Annotated in this window: 16 protein-coding genes; 8 read left to right on the top strand and 8 right to left on the bottom strand. The window is 73.8% G+C overall.

From position 1 onward, the window contains the following. Nucleotides 1-35 precede the first annotated feature (35 nt). Complete coding sequence (locus ACFYOS_RS04520; RefSeq protein WP_387135996.1) at nucleotides 36-581, bottom strand: DUF4190 domain-containing protein; 546 nt, start codon at nucleotides 579-581, stop codon at nucleotides 36-38. A 117-nt stretch (nucleotides 582-698) separates the two neighbouring features. Here ACFYOS_RS04520 and ACFYOS_RS04515 point away from each other — a divergent pair, with 117 nt between their 5' ends. After that, the gene (locus ACFYOS_RS04515) at nucleotides 699-1,589 is read left to right on the top strand and encodes an SDR family NAD(P)-dependent oxidoreductase (protein WP_387135995.1); all 891 of its coding nucleotides are present in this window, start codon (nucleotides 699-701) and stop codon (nucleotides 1,587-1,589) included. Nucleotides 1,590-1,592: 3 nt separating this feature from the next. Here ACFYOS_RS04515 and ACFYOS_RS04510 read toward each other — a convergent pair whose 3' ends face one another. Continuing rightward, entirely contained in the window at nucleotides 1,593-2,027 is a 435-nt protein-coding gene (locus ACFYOS_RS04510) for a DUF4190 domain-containing protein (RefSeq protein ID WP_387135994.1), read from the bottom strand. A 180-nt stretch (nucleotides 2,028-2,207) separates the two neighbouring features. Here ACFYOS_RS04510 and ACFYOS_RS04505 point away from each other — a divergent pair, with 180 nt between their 5' ends. Then, complete coding sequence (locus ACFYOS_RS04505) at nucleotides 2,208-3,404, top strand: acyl-CoA dehydrogenase family protein (protein ID WP_387135993.1); 1,197 nt, start codon at nucleotides 2,208-2,210, stop codon at nucleotides 3,402-3,404. Nucleotides 3,405-3,471: 67 nt separating this feature from the next. Next, nucleotides 3,472-5,319, top strand: coding sequence for a hypothetical protein (locus ACFYOS_RS04500; RefSeq protein WP_387135992.1), 1,848 nt, complete (start codon nucleotides 3,472-3,474; stop codon nucleotides 5,317-5,319). A gap of 40 nt (nucleotides 5,320-5,359) precedes the next feature. On the opposite strand, the gene ACFYOS_RS04495 is transcribed toward ACFYOS_RS04500, so the two are convergent. Further along, nucleotides 5,360-5,989 (bottom strand): hypothetical protein, encoded by a 630-nt coding sequence (locus ACFYOS_RS04495; protein ID WP_387135991.1) that lies wholly within the window; start codon nucleotides 5,987-5,989, stop codon nucleotides 5,360-5,362. Nucleotides 5,990-6,116: 127 nt separating this feature from the next. Here ACFYOS_RS04495 and ACFYOS_RS04490 point away from each other — a divergent pair, with 127 nt between their 5' ends. From ACFYOS_RS04490 to ACFYOS_RS04480, 3 genes are all read left to right on the top strand, one after another. Next, entirely contained in the window at nucleotides 6,117-6,722 is a 606-nt protein-coding gene (locus ACFYOS_RS04490) for a TetR/AcrR family transcriptional regulator (RefSeq protein WP_387135990.1), read from the top strand. 123 nt (nucleotides 6,723-6,845) lie between these two features. Next, nucleotides 6,846-7,967 (top strand): hypothetical protein, encoded by a 1,122-nt coding sequence (locus tag ACFYOS_RS04485; protein WP_387135989.1) that lies wholly within the window; start codon nucleotides 6,846-6,848, stop codon nucleotides 7,965-7,967. Nucleotides 7,968-7,969: 2 nt separating this feature from the next. Then, a complete protein-coding gene (locus tag ACFYOS_RS04480) occupies nucleotides 7,970-8,728 on the top strand; it encodes a hypothetical protein (protein ID WP_387135988.1) in 759 nt (252 codons plus the stop codon). A gap of 6 nt (nucleotides 8,729-8,734) precedes the next feature. Here ACFYOS_RS04480 and ACFYOS_RS04475 read toward each other — a convergent pair whose 3' ends face one another. From ACFYOS_RS04475 to ACFYOS_RS04465, 3 genes are read right to left on the bottom strand one after another with little or no spacing between them, the layout of a single operon-like run. Next, the gene (locus ACFYOS_RS04475) at nucleotides 8,735-9,142 is read right to left on the bottom strand and encodes a CoA-binding protein (protein WP_387135987.1); all 408 of its coding nucleotides are present in this window, start codon (nucleotides 9,140-9,142) and stop codon (nucleotides 8,735-8,737) included. A gap of 53 nt (nucleotides 9,143-9,195) precedes the next feature. Beyond that, nucleotides 9,196-9,945 (bottom strand): hypothetical protein, encoded by a 750-nt coding sequence (locus ACFYOS_RS04470; protein WP_387135986.1) that lies wholly within the window; start codon nucleotides 9,943-9,945, stop codon nucleotides 9,196-9,198. Between the two features lie 23 nt (nucleotides 9,946-9,968). Beyond that, nucleotides 9,969-12,038: an intein-containing Rv2578c family radical SAM protein gene (locus ACFYOS_RS04465; RefSeq protein WP_387135985.1), complete on the bottom strand. Its 2,070-nt coding sequence runs from the start codon at nucleotides 12,036-12,038 to the stop codon at nucleotides 9,969-9,971. 92 nt (nucleotides 12,039-12,130) lie between these two features. Here ACFYOS_RS04465 and ACFYOS_RS04460 point away from each other — a divergent pair, with 92 nt between their 5' ends. Next, nucleotides 12,131-12,511, top strand: coding sequence for a thiol-disulfide oxidoreductase DCC family protein (locus ACFYOS_RS04460; protein WP_387135984.1), 381 nt, complete (start codon nucleotides 12,131-12,133; stop codon nucleotides 12,509-12,511). Nucleotides 12,512-12,524: 13 nt separating this feature from the next. On the opposite strand, the gene ACFYOS_RS04455 is transcribed toward ACFYOS_RS04460, so the two are convergent. Continuing rightward, complete coding sequence (locus tag ACFYOS_RS04455) at nucleotides 12,525-15,095, bottom strand: LuxR C-terminal-related transcriptional regulator (RefSeq protein WP_387135983.1); 2,571 nt, start codon at nucleotides 15,093-15,095, stop codon at nucleotides 12,525-12,527. 5 nt (nucleotides 15,096-15,100) lie between these two features. Continuing rightward, nucleotides 15,101-16,363 (bottom strand): Hsp70 family protein, encoded by a 1,263-nt coding sequence (locus ACFYOS_RS04450; RefSeq protein ID WP_387135982.1) that lies wholly within the window; start codon nucleotides 16,361-16,363, stop codon nucleotides 15,101-15,103. Between the two features lie 288 nt (nucleotides 16,364-16,651). On the opposite strand from ACFYOS_RS04450, the gene ACFYOS_RS04445 reads away from it, so the two are divergent. After that, on the top strand, nucleotides 16,652-17,602 hold the full coding sequence (locus tag ACFYOS_RS04445; protein ID WP_387135981.1) for an IniB N-terminal domain-containing protein: 951 nt from the start codon (nucleotides 16,652-16,654) through the stop codon (nucleotides 17,600-17,602). Nucleotides 17,603-17,618: the final 16 nt, after the last annotated feature.

Genomic DNA, 17,618 nt, shown 5'->3' with positions numbered 1-17,618 from the left:
GGGCCGTCCCGGTCGTGCGGGGCGGCCCATCCGCGTCAGTAGCTGCTGCTGCTGCTGTCGGCGATGGCGGCGATGACGATCACCGCGATGCCCACCACCATCAGGGCGGTGAGGATCCAGCCGATGATGATGCCGGCCTTCGCCATGCCCTCGCCCTGCTCGCCCTGCTCCCGGATCTGCTTGAGGGCGACGTGCCCGAGGATCGCACCGATCGGGGCGGTGATGCAGGAGGTGATGCCGATCAGCGACAGCGCGAGCGCCGCGATGGCCAGGCCGTTGGTCTTCCTGGGTGGGGGGCCGTACGCCGGGTAGGCCGGCGGCGGATAGCCGGCCGCGGCGTACGGGTCGGCCGGCGGCGGATAGCCGGCTGCGGCGTACGGGTCGGCCGGCGGCGGTGGGTAGCCCGCCGGCGGGTAGCCCGGCGCGGCGTACGGGCCGGCGGGCGCGTACGGGTCCGCGGGGGTGGGCTGGGTCGGGATCGGGTTGCCGCTCATCGGCAGGGTCGGGTCGGCTGGCGGACCGGACTGCGGCCCGGGCCCGGACGGGTCGTGCCAACCACCGGCCGGTGGGGGATAGCTCATCAGGTCATCTCCGTTGCTCCTCGGCTGCCGTCAGGGTAGCCAGCGACCGGCAACACCGAGGACCCGCTTTCCGGGTGCCGCGTTGCCCGGAACGTCCACAGCGGGCAGGATCGCGGCATGGCACTTGACGCACGCGGCGGTCGGTCGCGACGGGACGTGAGCCGCCCGGGGCTGGTGCGGCGCAGCCGGGGCGGCTTCCCGGCCGGGTCCGCCGACCAGGACCAGCCGGCGCCGCTGGCCGAGCCGGTCACCATGCGGCTGGACGGCCGGGTCGCCCTGGTCACCGGCGCCGGCAGCCCGGACGGCATCGGGTACGCGACGGCACGCCGCCTGGCCGACCTGGGCGCCCGGGTGGCGATCGTCTCCACCACCCGACGGATCCACGAGCGCGCCACCGAGCTGGGGGTGACCGGCTTCGTCGCCGACCTCACCGACGAGGCCGAGGTGGGCGCCCTCGCCGACGCGGTGGCCGAGCAGCTCGGTGACGTCGAGGTGCTGGTCAACAACGCGGGCCTGGCCAGCCGGGCCAGCCCGGAGGTACTGCGGCCGGTGGCCCAGCTCAGCTACGACGAGTGGCGCGGGGAGATCGACCGCAACCTCACCACGGCGTTCCTGTGCAGCCGCGCCTTCATCGGCGGGATGGCCGAGCGGGGCTGGGGCCGCATCGTCAACCTGGCCGCCACCGCCGGCCCGGTCAACGCGCTGCCCACCGAGGCGGCGTACGCGGCGGCGAAGGCGGGTGTGGTCGGGCTGACCCGGGCGCTGGCGATGGAGATGATCGCCGACGGCGTGACGGTGAACGCGGTCGCGCCCGGCACCATCTACACCGCGGCGTCGACGGCCGCCGAGATCAAGCAGGGGCTGGGCACCCCGGTCGGCCGTCCCGGCACGCCGGACGAGGTGGCCGCCGCGATCGCCTTCCTCTGCTCGCCGGCTGCCTCGTACATCACCGGGCAGATGCTGGTGGTCGACGGCGGCAACAGCGTCCGGGAGGCCGAGTTCCGGTGACGGTCAGCCGTAGCCGCCGTTGTCGGAGTTGGCCCACCAGGCCAGGGCGATCCAGCCGCAGCAGGCGATCAGCCCGAGCACGGTGAAGATGTAGCTGAGGATCAGTCCCCAGGTGGCGAGCTGGTCGCCCTGCTCGCCGGTCTGCTTGATCTGCCGTTTCGCCAGGTGGCCGAGGACGATGCCGGCGGGGGCGAAGACGAAGGCGAAGACCAGCGACAGGATGGCGAGCACGTTCGGCCCGCCGCGCGGTCCCTCGCCCGGCGGCCCGTACTGGCCGTACGGGGGCTGCGGAGCGTACGGCGGCTGGGCGCCTCCCGGGGGCTGCTGCCCCCAGCGCGGCTGCTGCGTCTGGCCGTACGGCTCTCCATACGGCTGGCCGTAGCCCGGCGGCTCGTACGGCGACGGCGGCTGGTCCGGCTCCCCGGGTGGTTGGCTCACGCCCGTTCGCCCCTTCGGTCGCAGGTCAACGGCCCTCTCTCTTGCGGACGCTACTCGCAGCGGTGAACCTTTTCACAGCGGTTGTGTGGACTGGTCACCTTGGCTCCGCCGGTCGCGGGACCGATACTGACCGAGCGTTCAGTTACCCACGAGTAATGCGCCGATCCCCCGGAGGCTGACATGGCCCGACTCGCCCAGACGCCCGGCCTGACCGACGTGCAGCGGTCGATCCTGGAAACCGTCCGGGAGTTCGCCGACAAGGAGATCATTCCGCACGCCCAGCGGCTGGAGCACGCCGACGAGTACCCCACCGACATCCTCGACGGGATGCGCGAGATGGGCCTGTTCGGCCTCACCATCGCCGAGGAGCACGGCGGCCTCGGCGAGTCCCTGCTGACCTACGCCCTGGTGGTGGAGGAGCTGTCCCGGGGTTGGATGTCGATCTCCGGCATCGTCAACACCCACTTCATCGTGGCGTACCTGATCTCGCAGCACGGCTCGGCCGACCAGAAGGCCCGGCTGCTGCCCCGGATGGCCACCGGCGAGGTGCGCGGTGCCTTCTCCATGTCCGAGCCGGAGTGCGGCTCCGACGTCTCAGCAATCAAGTCCAGGGCGGTCCGCGACGGCGGCAACTACGTCCTCAACGGACAGAAGATGTGGCTGACCAACGGGGCGTACTCCTCGGTGGTGGCCACCCTGGTCAAGACCGACACCGGCGCCGACTCCGTCTACGGCAACATGAGCACGTTCCTGCTGGAGAAGGAGCCCGGCTTCGGCGAGACCGCGCCCGGCCTGACCATCCCCGGCAAGATCGACAAGATGGGCTACAAGGGCGTCGAGACCACCGAGATGGTGCTCGACGGCGTCACCGTGCCCGCCTCCGCCGTGCTCGGCGGCGAGGAGAAGGTCGGCCGCGGCTTCTACCAGATGATGGACGGCATCGAGGTCGGCCGGGTCAACGTGGCCGCCCGCGCCTGCGGCATCTCCATCCGCGCGTTCGAGCTGGCCGTCGCGTACGCCCAGCAGCGCCGTACCTTCGGTCAGCCGCTGGCCAAGCACCAGGCCGTCGCCTTCAAGCTCGCCGAGATGGGTACGAAGATCGAGGCGGCGCACGCCCTCATGGTCAACGCCGCCCGGCTCAAGGACGCCGGCCAGCGCAACGACGTCGAGGCCGGCATGGCCAAGCTGCTCGCCTCCGAGTACTGCGCCGAGGTGGTCCAGGAGGCGTTCCGCATCCACGGCGGCTACGGCTACTCCAAGGAGTACGAGATCGAGCGGCTGATGCGGGAGGCCCCCTTCCTGCTCATCGGCGAGGGCACCTCGGAGATCCAGAAGACGATCATCTCCCGGGGCCTCCTCAAGGAGTACAAGCTCTGACGGTGCGCCGGTGACCGGCCGGCTGGGCGGGACAGCGGTGCGGGCGACCGGCCCGTACCGTACGGCCGTGCCGACCCCGCCCCGCCGCTCCCCGCTGCCGCCGATCCTGCTGGTGCTCGTGCCGTTGGCGCTGCTCCAGACCCTGTGGCGGTTGCTCCCGATCCCCGACGCCGACGCGCCGAGAGTGATCAACGGAGTGCTCGTCCTGTCGCCCCCCGGCTGGCTGGAAGTCGTGGTCGTCGCCGTCGCGTGGACCTGGGCGGTAACCGCCGGGGTGGCCGCCCTGGCCGGCGCCGACCGTCCGGTGCGGCGGGCCCTGTGCGTGCTCCCCACCGTCGGTGCGGCGCTCGCCACCGGTGTCGCCGCGGTGCTCGCCGCCCTCATCCTGCTCGGGCGAGTGCTGCCGGCGAGCGTCGAGGTGGTCTGGGTCGTCGGCATCCTGCTCGCCGTGCCGGTCGTCCTGGTCCTGGTCCGGTTGGCCCTCGTGCTGCCCCTGGCCGTCTTCGAGGACCTGCCGTGGACGGCGGCCCGTCGGGTGGCGTTCTCCGGCGTCGGCCGGCATCTGGTACGCGTCGCGATCCTGCTGCTGGTCGGCGTGCTCGCCCCGGCGCTGCTCACCGCCTGGGCGGTGGCCCAGGGTGAGGCGCTGGTCGCGGGACGGCTGCCGGGTCTGGCGTTCTGGCTGGGTCGGGACGTGCTCCAGGTGCTGCTGGCCGTCCTTCAGGCGGCGACCTTCGTCGCGGTGTACCGCAACCTTCCGCAGCCCCGGCTGGCGGTGGCCCATCCGATCACGCGTCCTGCCGAGCCCGGGTGGTGCCGGGCGGCCCGGGCGCTCGCGCCGCTGGCGGTGCTGCTGCCCACCCTGGTCGCCGGCGGCCTGGTGGCGGTGGGACGGCTCCCCGAGGTCTCCGTCCAACCCCGGTCGGACGGCTGGCTGGTCGCGCTGGCCTGGCCGGCCGGGCGCCATCCCGTCATGGTCACCCAGGATGCCGTGGAGGATTGCCTCGACGACCAGTGCCGTACGACGCGGCGGACAGCGCTGCCGGCGTTCGCCGGAGCGGAACAAGCGGCGGTCGCGGCGGACGGCTCCGTCTACCTGCTGACCACCGACCGGCTGGCGTACTGCGACCCGCAGCGCGTCTGCCGGCGGGCCCCCAATCCGCTCGACGCATTCCCACAGCCGCCGAAGGGCGCGATCACCCTGGCCCCCGACGGCCAGATCCTCATCGCCCTCGCCGTGCCCCGGTCCGGTGCCGAGGAACGGCAGAGCACGCTGCGGCAGGAGGACAGCGAACTGCGGCTGGTCCGCTGTCGTGACCTCCAGTGCGCGGATCCGATCGTCACCCGGCTCGGCGTGGTGCAGGGGCAGTTCGCTCGCCGTTCCGCTGAGTACTTCCGTGAGCTGGCGGTGGGCGTGGACGGGACCGGTCGGCCGGTCGTGGCGTACCGCCCCGAAGGCGGTTCGAGGGTGTGGATCGCCCGCTGCGATTCGCCGGCCTGCACCGGCGCGAGCTTCGGCCATGAGGGAGAGCCGGCGACTCCGAGCGAGGAGGAACTGGCCGCCCTCCATTTCGATCGACTGGTTCATCCCTGCGAGCGGTGCACCAGCGCGGTCAGCGTCACCGCCGACCGCCCCGGCGGGGGCAGCTACGCGGTGGCGGTCACGCCCGGCCAGCCCGGTGCCCGGCTGCAGGTGGGGAGTCAGGTGTCCGGGCCCCGGCGTGCCGTGCTCTGGGCCTGCGCGGACTTCCGCTGCTCGGCTCCCCGCGAGATTCAGTTGACGGCGGCGGAGCCGTGGGCCAGCGGGGTTTCGGTGCCGTACCCGGGGGACGCTTTCCTCCTCGCGGCCGGCCCGGACGGCCGGGTGGTGGTGGCCCGGCTGTGGCCGGACCAGGTGGTCACGGTCCGGCCCTGACCCGGTCCGTGCGGTCCCGCCGCCCGGGTGCGGCTCGCGATCAGGCGTCCGGGCCGGGGAGCCGGACCGCCAGATGCTGGCGAGTCAGCGCCACGAGCGCCGCAGGGTCGTCGGCGTAGAGGCGGATCTCGTGCACCGGCCCGCTCGATCCCCTGGGCAGGCGAACGTCGAGCGGCTCGCGCAGGACGACGTCGACGCTGGTCTGCTTGCCGGTGACGATGTTCAAAATCACCCGCGCCTCCTCCGGCTCGATCTGCACGGCCCGGCTGGCGGGCAACGAGCGGTAGCGGGCGCCGACCCGGGCGACGGCCGCCCACGGCACCAGGAAGTCCACCGAGAAGCCGTTGCGGATGCGCAGGCCCTCGGCGTCGGCGACGTGCGGGTGGATCCGCAGGGCGGCGAAGAGGCCGATCATCCAGAGCAGACCCCAGATGCCCAGCGCCAGCGCGGTGTGCCGCACGGTCGGCCACGGCAGGGTGTGCCGGAGGATCAGGTCGAAGATCGGGATCTCGACGGCCGACAGGACGATGAAGGCGATCAGGATCGGCTTCACCACGCCGACGTAGCTGAACGCCACCGCCCCGGGCTCCAGCGCCGGCGGCCGGCGCAGCAGCCAGCGGCCGAGACTCAGCCACATGCCGATCTCGTACGCCACTACGCGACGCAGCAACGTGCGCACACCGGGACCACTCCGCTTCCCCACGGTCACCCTGCCCTTCAGTCTTTCCAATGCAGTTGCAACGTATCCGGTGGCCGATGGAGGTGTCAATGCAGTCGTATTGTGAAAGCATGGGGCCATGCCGAAGCGGGTCGATCACCGGGAGCGCCGCACGCTGATCGCTGACGCGCTGATGCGGGTGGCGGCCGAACACGGGCTGGAGGCGGTCAGCCTGCGCCACGTGGCGGCCGAGGCCGGCGTCTCCGCCGGGATGGTGCAGCACTACTTCCGCACCAAGGACGAGATGATGACGTTCGCCCTGTCGGTGGTCCGCGAGCACAACGAGGCCCGGGTGACCCGGGCGGTCGCGGCGCTCGGCGACAACCCCGACCCGCGTGCGCTCCTGCGGACCATGCTGGTCGAGTTGCTGCCGCTCGACGATGCGCGTCGGGCCGACGGCCGGGTGGCCCTGGCCTTCCTGGCCTACACCGCTGTCCGACCGAGCGTCGCCGTGGCGCTGCACCAGGAGACCGCCGGCCTGCTGGCCTTCATCGCCGGGCAGATCCGCCGCGCCGAGGGCGCCGACCGGCGGGTGGACCCGGACCGTGCCGCGGTGGGCCTGCTGGCCGTCCTGGAGGGGCTCGGGATCTACCTGCTCGGCGGGCACTACCCGGCGGCGACCGCTCTGGCGGCCCTCGACGCCCAGCTGGACCTGGTTTTCGGGCCGGCGGAGACCGTCGGCTGAGTGCCACGCAGGCGACCTGGGCCAGGTCTTCGATTCCCGCCTCCTCGGCGATCCGCCGCCCCCGCCAGCCGGGCCAGCTGCCGGGACAGCGGAGGCTGGTGTCCGGGCCGTACCGTACGCCCTGTGCCGACCCCACCCCGCCGCGCCGCGCTCACGACGCTCGTCCTGGTCCTCGTACCGTGGTCGCTGCTCCAGGTGCTCGGCGGGCTGCTTCCGCTGCCCGGCGTCGACCCGGCGCGGGTGGTCAACGGGATGCTCGTCCCGCCGGTCGGCGTGGTCGGCGCCCTCGTCGAGCCGGTCGTCTGGGCCTGGGCGGTGACCGCCGCGGTGTCCGCCATGGCTCAACGCGACCGCCCGGTGCGCCGCGCGCTCCGGGCGCTCCCCACGGTCTGCGCCGCACTGCTCGCCGGTGCGGGGACGGTGCTCGTCGCGTTCCTCGTGCTAGGGCTGGTGCTGCCCGCGGCCGGCGAGTCGGTCTGGGTGGTGGCCGTGCTGCTCGCCCTGCCGGTCGCCGCGTTCCTGGTCCGCTTCGCGTTGGTGCTGCCGATCGCGGTTCTGGACGAGCGGCGCGGCAGGGAGGCGTTCCGGACGGCCTTCGCGGGCGTACGCGGCCAGGCGGTGGGCTTCGCCGTCTTCCTCCTGCTCGGTGTCGCGGCACCGGCCCTGCTCTACGGTTGGGCCTTCGCGCGCCCGGAGGAGCACGTGACCGGTCACGTCCAGGGCGTCCTGGCCTGGCTGCTGCGGGACGCGACCCTCGTCGCCGTCGTTGCACTCCAGGCGTCCGCCCTCCTCGTCGCCCACCGCAACATGTCCAGGCCGACGCTGCTGCCGGCCCCCGGTCCCGAGGCGCGCGCGCCGGCGTCCGGTCGGCGCACCCAGCGGCTCGGCCGACTCACCGTGCCGCTGGGGCTCGCCGCCGTCCTGCTGCCCGCTGGGCTGGTCGGTGGCGTCCTCGCTGCGGAACGACTGCCCGAGGTCACCGTCCACACGTCCGACCTGCCGCACCGGATGATCGCGGTGGGCTGGCCGACGGAACGTGGTCCGATCCTCGTCGGGCAGAGCTGGTTCGACGACTGCCTCGACGACCAGTGCCGGAACCGTCGCCGCACCGATCTGTCCGTGACTATGTACGAGCCGTACGGCGGAGCGGCCTTCGGAGCGGACGGCTCTGTCTACGCCCTCGGCCAGCACGAGTTGGAGCAGTGCGACGCCCAGCGGATCTGCCGGGGGGCGAGGGCGGGTTGAGGGTGCTGCGTGGATCCCAAGCGGCGGCGATCACCCTCTCCCCGGCCGGGGAGATCCTGCTCGCCAGCGCCACGGAGGTCCGGCCCGCCGGCGTGGCCCGCGACGACGCCCGCCAGGCCGAGCTGAAGCTCATCCACTGTGCGGACGTCTTCTGCATGAACCCGACGGTCGCCAGCCTCGGCCTGGTGGACGGGGCGCTCGGAGACCGAGACGGCTCCCGGCCCACCAGACTGGTGGTCCGGGTCGACGGGAACGGCCGGCCGGTCGTCGCCTTCCGCTCCCCGTCCACCGGCGCGGTCTCCGTCGCCTGGTGTGTCACCCCCGACTGCGCGCGGACCGAGGTGGCGGCGCTCGACGGCCCACGCCACTCCGGCATGCCGACGCCCGACGACCTCGCCCTGCTGGACCTCGGCGACGTCCTCGACTGCCGGACCGGTCACGGCTGCGACGACAGCCAGCCGCTGGCCACCGTGCACCGGGCTCAGGGCGGCGTCTATGACATGGCGGTCGAGCCTGGCTACCCGGACGGCCTCTACCTCCGGGTGGGTTCCGGCGCCTGGCCCGGCCGCGCCACACTGCGGGTCTGCGCCGACCGTCCCTGCCAGGAGCCGGAGCGGATTCCGCTCGTCCAGGTGCCCCCGGTCCAGACCGTGTGGAGCGACCGGCCGGCGCGCGAGCGCTGGCTGATGGCGGTCGCTGCCGACGGCCGGGTGGCGGCGACCGACCCGTACGGCCAGCGGGTCGTGGTGGTCCGGCCCTGAGCGGAGTCAGCCGCGGCGGGTCAGGCCGCCGGCCGCCCGCTCGATGATCAGGCAGCGGTCCTCGACGTAGTCGATCCGCGCCTCCTCGGCGATCCGCCGGGCCTCCGCGGAGACGATCCCGAGCTGCAACCACACGGCCGGCGCGCCAACCTCCACCGCCTGCCGGACCACGTCGACGGCGTCCCGGGCCGGGCGGAACACGTCGACCAGGTCGACCGGGTGCGGGATGTCGGCCAGCGACGGGTACGCCTTCTCGCCGAAGAGTTCGTCCACCGTCGGGTTGACCGGGATGATCCGCCAGCCGTGGCGCTGCATCTCCAGCGGCACCCGGTGTGCGGCCTTGCCCGGGTCGCGGGATGCGCCCACGACGGCGATCACGGCGGAGTCGGCGAGGATCTGCTGGGCTGAGCGCATTTCTGGAGCCTAGCCCCGACGGCGGCGGGCGACCCGGCGAGTGCCGTCGCCGGTCAGACCTGGCCGGTCAGTGGTGCGCCAGTGAGGGCGTGCCGGAGTCTGGCGTGTTCCGCCGCGGTGCCGATCACCGGGCGGTGCTCGGGATGGGCGACGTAGTACTGGATCGCGGCGGACAGGAATCCCGGGGACACCGCCAACTCGCGGACCGGCACGAAGGCGCCGCGTCGCGACCCCCAGCCGGTGCGGCGGATCAACTCCGGGTGGGCGACGGGCAGCCGCAGGTAGCGACCCGCCGCCCCTGGCCCGACCGGAGCCCCGGCGCCGAGCGCCGCCCACGGGACGACCGCGACTGGGTTCGGCGCGCCGGAGGAAACCCCCTCGGCGGTCAGCGTGACGAACGGCACCCGCCGCCAGTACACGGCCGCGAGCGCGACGCAGACCACCGCGAACACCGGGATCAGCAGCCAGCGCAGCGGGTCGTCGCCCGCCCGGCTCGCGCTGTTGACGCCGATGAAGGCGAACCACCCGCAGAGGATCGGCAGGTAGGAGAGCGTGGGATGCGGCGGCGAGAAGACGGCCCGGGCGCTCTCGTCGACCTGCAACTCCGCCGTGCCGGGCCGGCGCGCCAGCTCCCGGATCGACAAGCCGAGGAAGGCGACGGGCGGGAGCAGGGTCAGCAACCCGACGGCCCCGTGGACGGACTCGGCCCAGAGCGACAGCAGCCCCCCGCAGAGGCCCACCACCAGGCCGACGAGGACGGTGATCCGCTGGCGGCGCCGCGCCGTCTCGATGATCTCCAGCACGTGCGGATCGTAGGCGGTCGGCGCTACAAAAGGGAGAGCTGTTCGGCGGCCGGCGTCGGGGGCGGCGGGACGGGCAGCCGACGGTTGTCGCCGGCGTCGCCCCGGTGCAGCCCGTGCCGGCGGGCCGCCATCCGCACCCGCGCGGTCAGTTCCCGCTGGTAGGCCTGCGGTGCATACGCGCCGGACCGGTAGAGCTGCCGGTAGCGGGGGACCAGGTGCGGGAACTCTCGGGCCAGCCAGTGCGCATACCACTCGCGGGCCCCGGGGCGCAGGTGCAGCGGCAGCGGGGTGACGCTGGTGGCCCCCGACGCGGCGATCGCGGCCACGGTGGCGTCGATCGACTCGTCGTCGTCGCTGAGCCCGGGCAGGATCGGCGCCATCAGCACCCCGACCTGGAATCCGGCGTCGGTGAGCTGGCGTACCGCGTCCAGCCGGCGGCGCGGGCTGGGGGTGCCCGGCTCGACCGCGCGCCACAGCGCCTCGTCGACGAAGCCCACGGAGTACGACAGCCCGACCCGGGTCACCTCGGCGGTCTGGCGCAGCAGCGGCAGGTCGCGCAGGAGCAGCGTGCCCTTGGTCAGGATCGAGAACGGGTTCGCGAAGTCCCGCAGCGCCTCGATGATCTGTGGCATGAGCTGGTAGCGCCCCTCGGCCCGCTGGTAGCAGTCGACGTTGGTGCCCATCGCGATGTGCGCGCCGCGCCAGCGCGGGGCGGCCAACTCCCGGCGGACCAGCTCACCCGCGTTGACCTTGACGATGACCTTCCGGTCGAAGTCCGCCCCGGCATCCAGGTCGAGGTAGGTATGGGTGTTGCGGGCGAAGCAGTTGTGGCTGACCACGCCGTTGGCGATGAAGTCGCCGGTGCCGGTGGTGATGTCCCAGAGCGGCAGCTCGAGACCCAGCTCCTCGATGCTGACCACCCGCAGCGCCGCCCGGCACTTCAGTGCCGCGCCCTCGATGGACCGCTTGCGGGTGATGGCCGGGTCGGTCAGGTGGAGGAAGCGCAGGCGGGCGGGGAGGCCGCCGATCAGCCGGATCTGCCGTAACCGGTTGGGGCGGCCGGAATCCTCGAGGACCCAGCGGAAGCCGAAGCGGTGCAGGGCGTCGATGGTCCGTTCGAGGATGTCGTCGTCGCGGTTGCTGACCCGGAACACGCCCCGGCTGCAACTGCCCTCGGCGTCGAAGATGCCGGCGAGGAAGCCCCGCCGCCAGTCGTCCGTCGGCGCGTCCGGCCAGCGGACCAGCTCCGCGATTGCCTCGACGTCGCGCTGCCGGGAGGTGCGGATGGCGGTGATCGTCCGTCGGGTGGCGGTCACCGGGGCGAACGAGAACCGCCGCGTCTCGATCCCAGCGTCGCCGAGGAACCGCTCCGTACGGTCCAGCGCCTCCTCGTCGGCCAGGGCCAGCCGGAACCGGTGCACGGTGCCGTGCGGGTAGGTGTACGTCCCGAGGTGCGCGTCGCCGCGGACCATGCCGCAGAGGTAGCCACGCCGGTAGTCGGCGGAGTCCTTCGGTGCGGTCGCGAACTGGCCGGTCCCGATCAGGCGGTTGTTGATGGTCAGGTATGGCCGCTTCCCGGCACCGCCCATCGCCCCGGCCACGTACTTCCAGCCGCGTTCGGTGAGGAAGCGGTGGTCGCCGCTGGCGACCAACGTGGTGCCGTCCGCCAGGGTGACCCGGTACGCCCGCTTCACCGTCGACCACTTGTCGAGGACCGTGGTCACCACGTATCGCCGGTAGGCACCCTGCCGTTCGGTGCCGTAGATCCGGTCACCGCGTTCCAGCTCGCTGATCGGCCTCGTGCGCCCGTCCGCCATGAGAATCGGGGTGTCACCGGACACGCAGTACACACACGCATGGCTGCAGCCCCGGTACGGGTTGATGGTCCACTCGAACGGGACGCGGGACTGGCCGGGCACCCGATTGATGATCGACTTGGCGCGCACCTCGTAGAAGGTCATGCCGGCGAAGCCGGGGGTGTCGAAGGTGCGGGCGATCGCGCCGGGGAGCGCCAGCGGCAGGGGTGGAGTCGCTGGCGCTCCCCCGTCGGGAGTCCCCTCGTCCGGGGGAGCGGAGAGGTTGTCCCAGCGCATGGCCCTCATTCGAACACACGTACGAACGAAGTGCAAGTGACGCGCCGGACACCGGCCACCGCAGTGGGCCGGCCGGGGTGCAGGATGGGGGCATGGAGACGTCGACCTTCGTCTACGACGGCGACTGTGCGTTCTGCACCCGCTGCGCCGAGTTCATCGAGCGTCGGATCCCGACCCGGGCCCGGGTGCTGCCCTGGCAGTTCGCCGACCTCGACGCGCTCGGGCTGACCGCCGCGGAGTGCGAGGAGGCGGTCCAGTGGGTCGGCGCGGACGGCGTACGCGCCGCCGGACCGGACGCGATCGCCCGGCTGCTCGGCGACAGCGGCCCGCTGTGGCGGATCGCCGGCGCCGGCCTGCGGTTCCCGCCGGCGCGGGTCGCCGCCTGGCCGGTGTACCGCTGGGTGGCCCGCAACCGCCACCGGTTGCCCGGCGGCACCGCGGCCTGCGCCGTGCCGTCCGCGGGCCGGCGCTGACCTCGCCGCCGGCTCACCGTGCGGTCCGTTCCGGCCACGGCTGCCGGCCCGGGGCGCTCGACCGGTCCGCGACGACGGTGCGCAGCAGCGCCAGCAGTTCCGCCCGGCTGGCGCAGTTCAGCCGGGACCGCATCCGTGCCACATGGTGCTCCACGGTCTTCGCCGAGATGAAGAGCCGGTCGCCGATCTCCCGGTAGGTCAGTCCGGCCAGCACCAGCTCGGCCACCTCGTGCTCGCGCTCGCTGAGCGGGTTCGGTGCGGTGACGGTGACGGCGACCTGTGGACCGCCGTCGCCTGCCGCGGGCGGCTGCGCGTCCCGGAGGGCGGCCGGCCGGCCCTGGAGCACCCGGGCGCACTCCAGCAGGGTGGTCATCGCCCGCCGGTCCGAGGTGCGGATCGCGGCCTGTCCGGCGAGGCGAGCGGCGTCCCAGCACAACCCGGCGTCGTGCAGCCCGCGGGCGGCGGCCTCCACCCGGGCCGGGTCGACCACGCCGCGTAGCACCTCGACCCAGGTCGCGGCGGCCGCGGAGACCACTGCGGCGTACCGGCTGTGGTCGGCCGCGGCGAGCAGCGCGGCAACATGCTCGTCGGCGACCGTCGGTTCCTCGGTCAGGATCGCGGCGTGCAGGCCGGCCCAGTGCAGCGGCGCGCTCCACAGCGCCGGATCGCCGAGCCGGTCCAGCAGCAGCCGGGCCTCCCGCAGGTACGGCTCCAGCCGGGCCAGCTCGCCCAGCCGGGCGCCGGCGACAGCCAGCTCGCCCAGCGGCAGCAGCGTGAACAGGTCGACGGGGTGCCGGACCACCGCCTCCAGCGCGGGCACCCAGCCGCGTTGCAGCGCCCCGAGGTCGCTGTTGCGCCGGGCGATGCCCAGCCGGAGCGCACTGGCCAGGAGCAGGTCGCGCGACTCCAGCGGTCGCTCGGCGGCCACCGTGGCCAGCCGCTCGGCCGCGGCGACCGGGTGCCCCCGGATCATCAGGATCCAGGCCTGCAACAGCCGGTGGCGGCGAGCCAACAGCGGGCCGCCGATGCCGGTCGTCACCGCCCGATCCAGCACCCCCTCGGCGATGTCCAACTCGGCACAGTGGATCGCCGTCAACGCGGCGAGCGCGGCTGGGCTGTCCGGCAGCAGCACCGCCCGACCGTCCGGTTCCAGTAGCGCCGCCGCCTGCACCAGCGTGGACAGCGCGGTGGTCGGCGGGCCGGTGACGCTCTCCCGTACCCCCTCGGCCATCAGCCGGGCGGCGCTGGAGTGCAGGGTTGGGGGACCGCCGTCCGGGTCGTCACCGGGCCTGTCCGCGTCCGCGGTCGGGCGCCCGACGGCGAGCGCTCCGACGGCCGCGAACGCCTTGGCCGAGGCGCTGCCCGACCACCGGTACAGCTCGAGGCTGCGGCCGACCTGACCGCGGTGCACCAGCGCCGTCGCGGCCACCGTCGCCGCCTCTCGCCGGTCGGCTGGAGCGGCCGTCGCGAGCAGCCGGTCCGCCAACCGGAGGGCGGCGTCCAGGTCGCCGGCGAGCGCCGCGGCGACCGCCTGGCGGGCGCCGGCCGGCCGGCCCGCCGCTGCGGCCGCGGCGAAGAGTTCGGCCGCGAGCACGGGGTCCGCGGCCAGCGCCTCCTCGGCCGCGGCCGTCAGCGCCGGGGCCGGGCAGTCGCCGAGCGCGCCGTCCGTACGTAACGAGTGGACCAACGGGAGCACCGGCGCGCCCCGGCCGAGCTGCAATTCGCCGAGCCGGCGCCAGATCGCGGCGCGTTCGGTGATCGGGCTGAGTGCGATGACCGCCTGCCGCACGATCGGCGCGAGCCGGCCGTCGGTACCCAGCAGGCCCGCCGCCCGGGTGGCGGTGACCAGCTCGTTCACCACCTCGGGCACCCGGTCGAGCAGCGGGCCGAGCAGGTCCACCGGCAGCGGCACGCCCGCCGCGACGGCCAGCAGCAGCCGCCGGACATCAGGCACCAGCTCCTCCAGGTCCGGCCCGAACTGGAGGACGGCCGGCCGGGGCGGCTCGGTCGGGACGCCGGCCAGGTTCTCCTGCCCGCGCAGCCCACGGATCAGCCGCTCGACGTCCCGGGGGACGCCACCGGTCTGCCCGTGCACGAAGGCGACCAGGTCGCTGCGCCGGCCCAGCTCGGGCACGGTGGCGAGGTAGGCGGCGGTCTGCTCCGCAGTGAACGGAGTGAGCACGACCTGCTGCCCGTCCCGCCTCAGCGCGTCGGCCAGCTCGGCCAGTGCCGCCGACCGGGGCCACGGGCGGTAGCCGAGCAGCAGCCGGTGTCGGCGGGCGACCACCAGCCGGCGCAACGTCTCGAGCCGCGCGTCATCGAGCAGGTGGGCATCGTCGACCAGCAGCACCGCCTCGGCGTCGACCTCGCCGGTCGGGAGCGGCACGCCCTCCAGCACGGTGGCCCCACCTCGCCGGTAGGCGCGTGCCAGCTCCGTGAGCAGCGCCGTCTTTCCGTGGCCGCCGGGACCCGTCACGCCGACGGCGAGGGGAGTCCCGGGGTCTGCCGCCACCGCCCCGAGCAGGGCGGTCGGCCCCTGGCCCAGCACGGGCCGGGCGTCGTCGACAACGCTACTCATGATCATGGCGGTCATCCTTCGCGTCCCCGTCCCCGGGCCAACGCCAAGCGGGACGCCTTCGGCAGGTTCAGCGGGGTGATCCGGACCGGGGGACGGGGTGGTGGCTCGCCGTGGACGGCGTGCTCGGGCGCGGCGTGCGGCCACGCCGGAACCGCAGCCCCGGCCTCACTGGCCGGTATGGACGTGGCCACCGCGGCCGGCCGGCGGGGGTGCGGTGACACCACCTGACCGGCGGCGAGCGCCGCCCCGGCGGCGGCGGTCGACTGGGGATCCGGCTCCACCTCCACGGGGACGGGAAGAGCGGCGGCGAGCAGGTCGGTGACCAGCGGGATCCGGGCCGAGCCGCCGGCGAGGAGGATGCCGTCGAGCTGCGTCGGGGTCAGGCCGGCCGACTGTACGGTGCGCACCAGCAGGTCGACGGTCGACCGGACCGCCGGCCGGATCATGTCCTCGAACTGGGCCCGGGTCACCGGCACCCGGACCGGTCCCGTCGGCAGCGTCAGCATGACGTCGGTCTCCGTGGCGACGGTGAGTTCGCGCTTGGCCCGGTCGCACGCCGGCAGCAGTCCGCGCAGCGGCGGGTACCCCGCTCGCCTTGCGGCGCCGGCGAACTCCCGGCCGAGCACGGTACGGACGTGCTCCGCGAGCGACTCGTCGAAGTCGCTGCCGCCGACGGCGTCCAGGCCCTGCGCCAGGCCGAACGTCTCGTACGTGCCACGCGGGTTGCGGCGGACCAGGGCCGCCTCGAAGGTGTTGCCGCCCAGGGCGTAGACAGCGGCGGTGGTGCCCGGGAATCCCCGGGCCGCGTGGCTCTCGGCGACCGTGATCGGGCGAGGGAGCAGCGTCAGGTTGCGCAGCCCGAGGTCCCGCAGCGCCCGGTGCAGCAGTTCACGCCGGTGCGGGCCCCACCCGGCGGGGTGGCTGAGCACAACGGCTTCGGCGAACTCGCCCTCCCGGGCCGAGACCCGTTCCACCACCCATATCGCCAGTTCCGCTACCAGCGTCTGCGGCTCGCAGGGCTCACCGCCGAGCAGCAGGGGCACGTCGTCGCCGACCCGGCGGACGAAGTCCCGGGTGGTGCGGCCGGGGTCGTCGCTGGCGGGCTCGCCCACCGTGAGCGACCCGTCCGGCGACAGGTGCAGCACCGACGGTACGACGTGCGACCTGACGTCCAGCGCCACCACCTCGGGGCGGGCCCAGGTCTCGCCCCGCCACCGGGCCACGGCGGCGGCCGTGCTGGTGCTTCCGATGTCCATCCCCAGGACGTACGGCATTCGTTTCTTCCTCCACCGCGAATGGCGCTGGCGACGGTGTCGGCACCGTGGCGACTGACCCTCGGCGAACCCCGTGGGCTCCTACGTTCGTACCAGAGATCGCTACCGCTTTCGCCCCCTAACTCTGACCGTCCCGCTTCCCCCTATCCCCCTAACGCGCGAGGGGGCGATGACCCTAATCAGGCGCAGCCGGTTGCGGGACGCGCCCCGATGACGACCACAAACCCCGGCCCTAGCGTCACTGCCGACGCACGACCGTCGCTGACGTACGTTCGAGGAGAACGCCCCATGGATTCGCAGCAGACCGCGCACGTTAATTCGCACCAGAGCGTGGATTCGCAACAGACCCTGCACGACTTTGTGCTCAACCTGCTCACCGACCCGGACGCGCGGTCGGCCTTCGACCTCGACCCGGAGGGTGCGCTGCAGGCCGCGGGGCTCACCGACGTCACCGCCGCCGACGTGCAGGACGTGGTGCCGCTGGTGGTCGACTATGCCCCCGGGGCGGGCCTCGCATCGGTGGCTCCGGTGGCCGGGCAGCTCGGGCTCGACCCGCTCGCGAGCGACGCCACCGACGTGGTCGGCCAGCTCCAGGCCGTGCCGCAGCAGATCAGCGTCAACAGCTCCCACAGTGGTGTGGACGCCACGGCCGGCGCGCTGGGTGCCATCGCGATCGATCCGGCCGGCGGATATGCCGGGGCGGCCGTGCTGCCGGGGATCGGCCTGGGCGTCGGGCCGGGCGGCCTCGCCACCGACCTGACCGGGGTGCACGACGTGGCGTACACCCTTGACTCGGACGTGGTGGGCGCGGTGGACGGTGCGGCCGACCCGGCCGTCGGGGACGTCGCCGGCACGGTCGCCAACCCGCTCGGCACCACCGACGCCGGTGTGCTCCACGGTGACGTGCTCGGCGGTGACCTGGGCGTCCTTTCCGGCACGCAGGCCCAGGTCAACGGGGTCGTCGGTTCGCTCGGCGTCGACCACACCCTGGGCGGGCTCGGCCTGGGCGGCGGCGCCGGCGTGGTCCCGCCGGTGCACGTGCCGGCCACGGTGGACGGCGTCACGCAGCACGTGGACGGCACCGTGTCCGGCGTCACCGGCACGGTCAGCGGCGTGACCGGCACGGTCGGCGGCCTCACCGGTGGGCTGACGGGCGACTCCGGGGCCCACAGCGACACCACCGTCCACACCGACGTGCACACCTCGTCCGACGGCGGTCTGCTGGGTGGCCTGTTCTGACGCAGGGCTCAGTGGG

Origin of the sequence: Micromonospora sp. NPDC005806 (assembly GCF_042871425.1) — a bacterium.
GTDB lineage: Bacteria > Actinomycetota > Actinomycetes > Mycobacteriales > Micromonosporaceae > Micromonospora.
The sequence above is the reverse complement of the archived record's forward strand: the minus strand, read 5'-3'. Positions and strand labels throughout refer to the sequence as shown.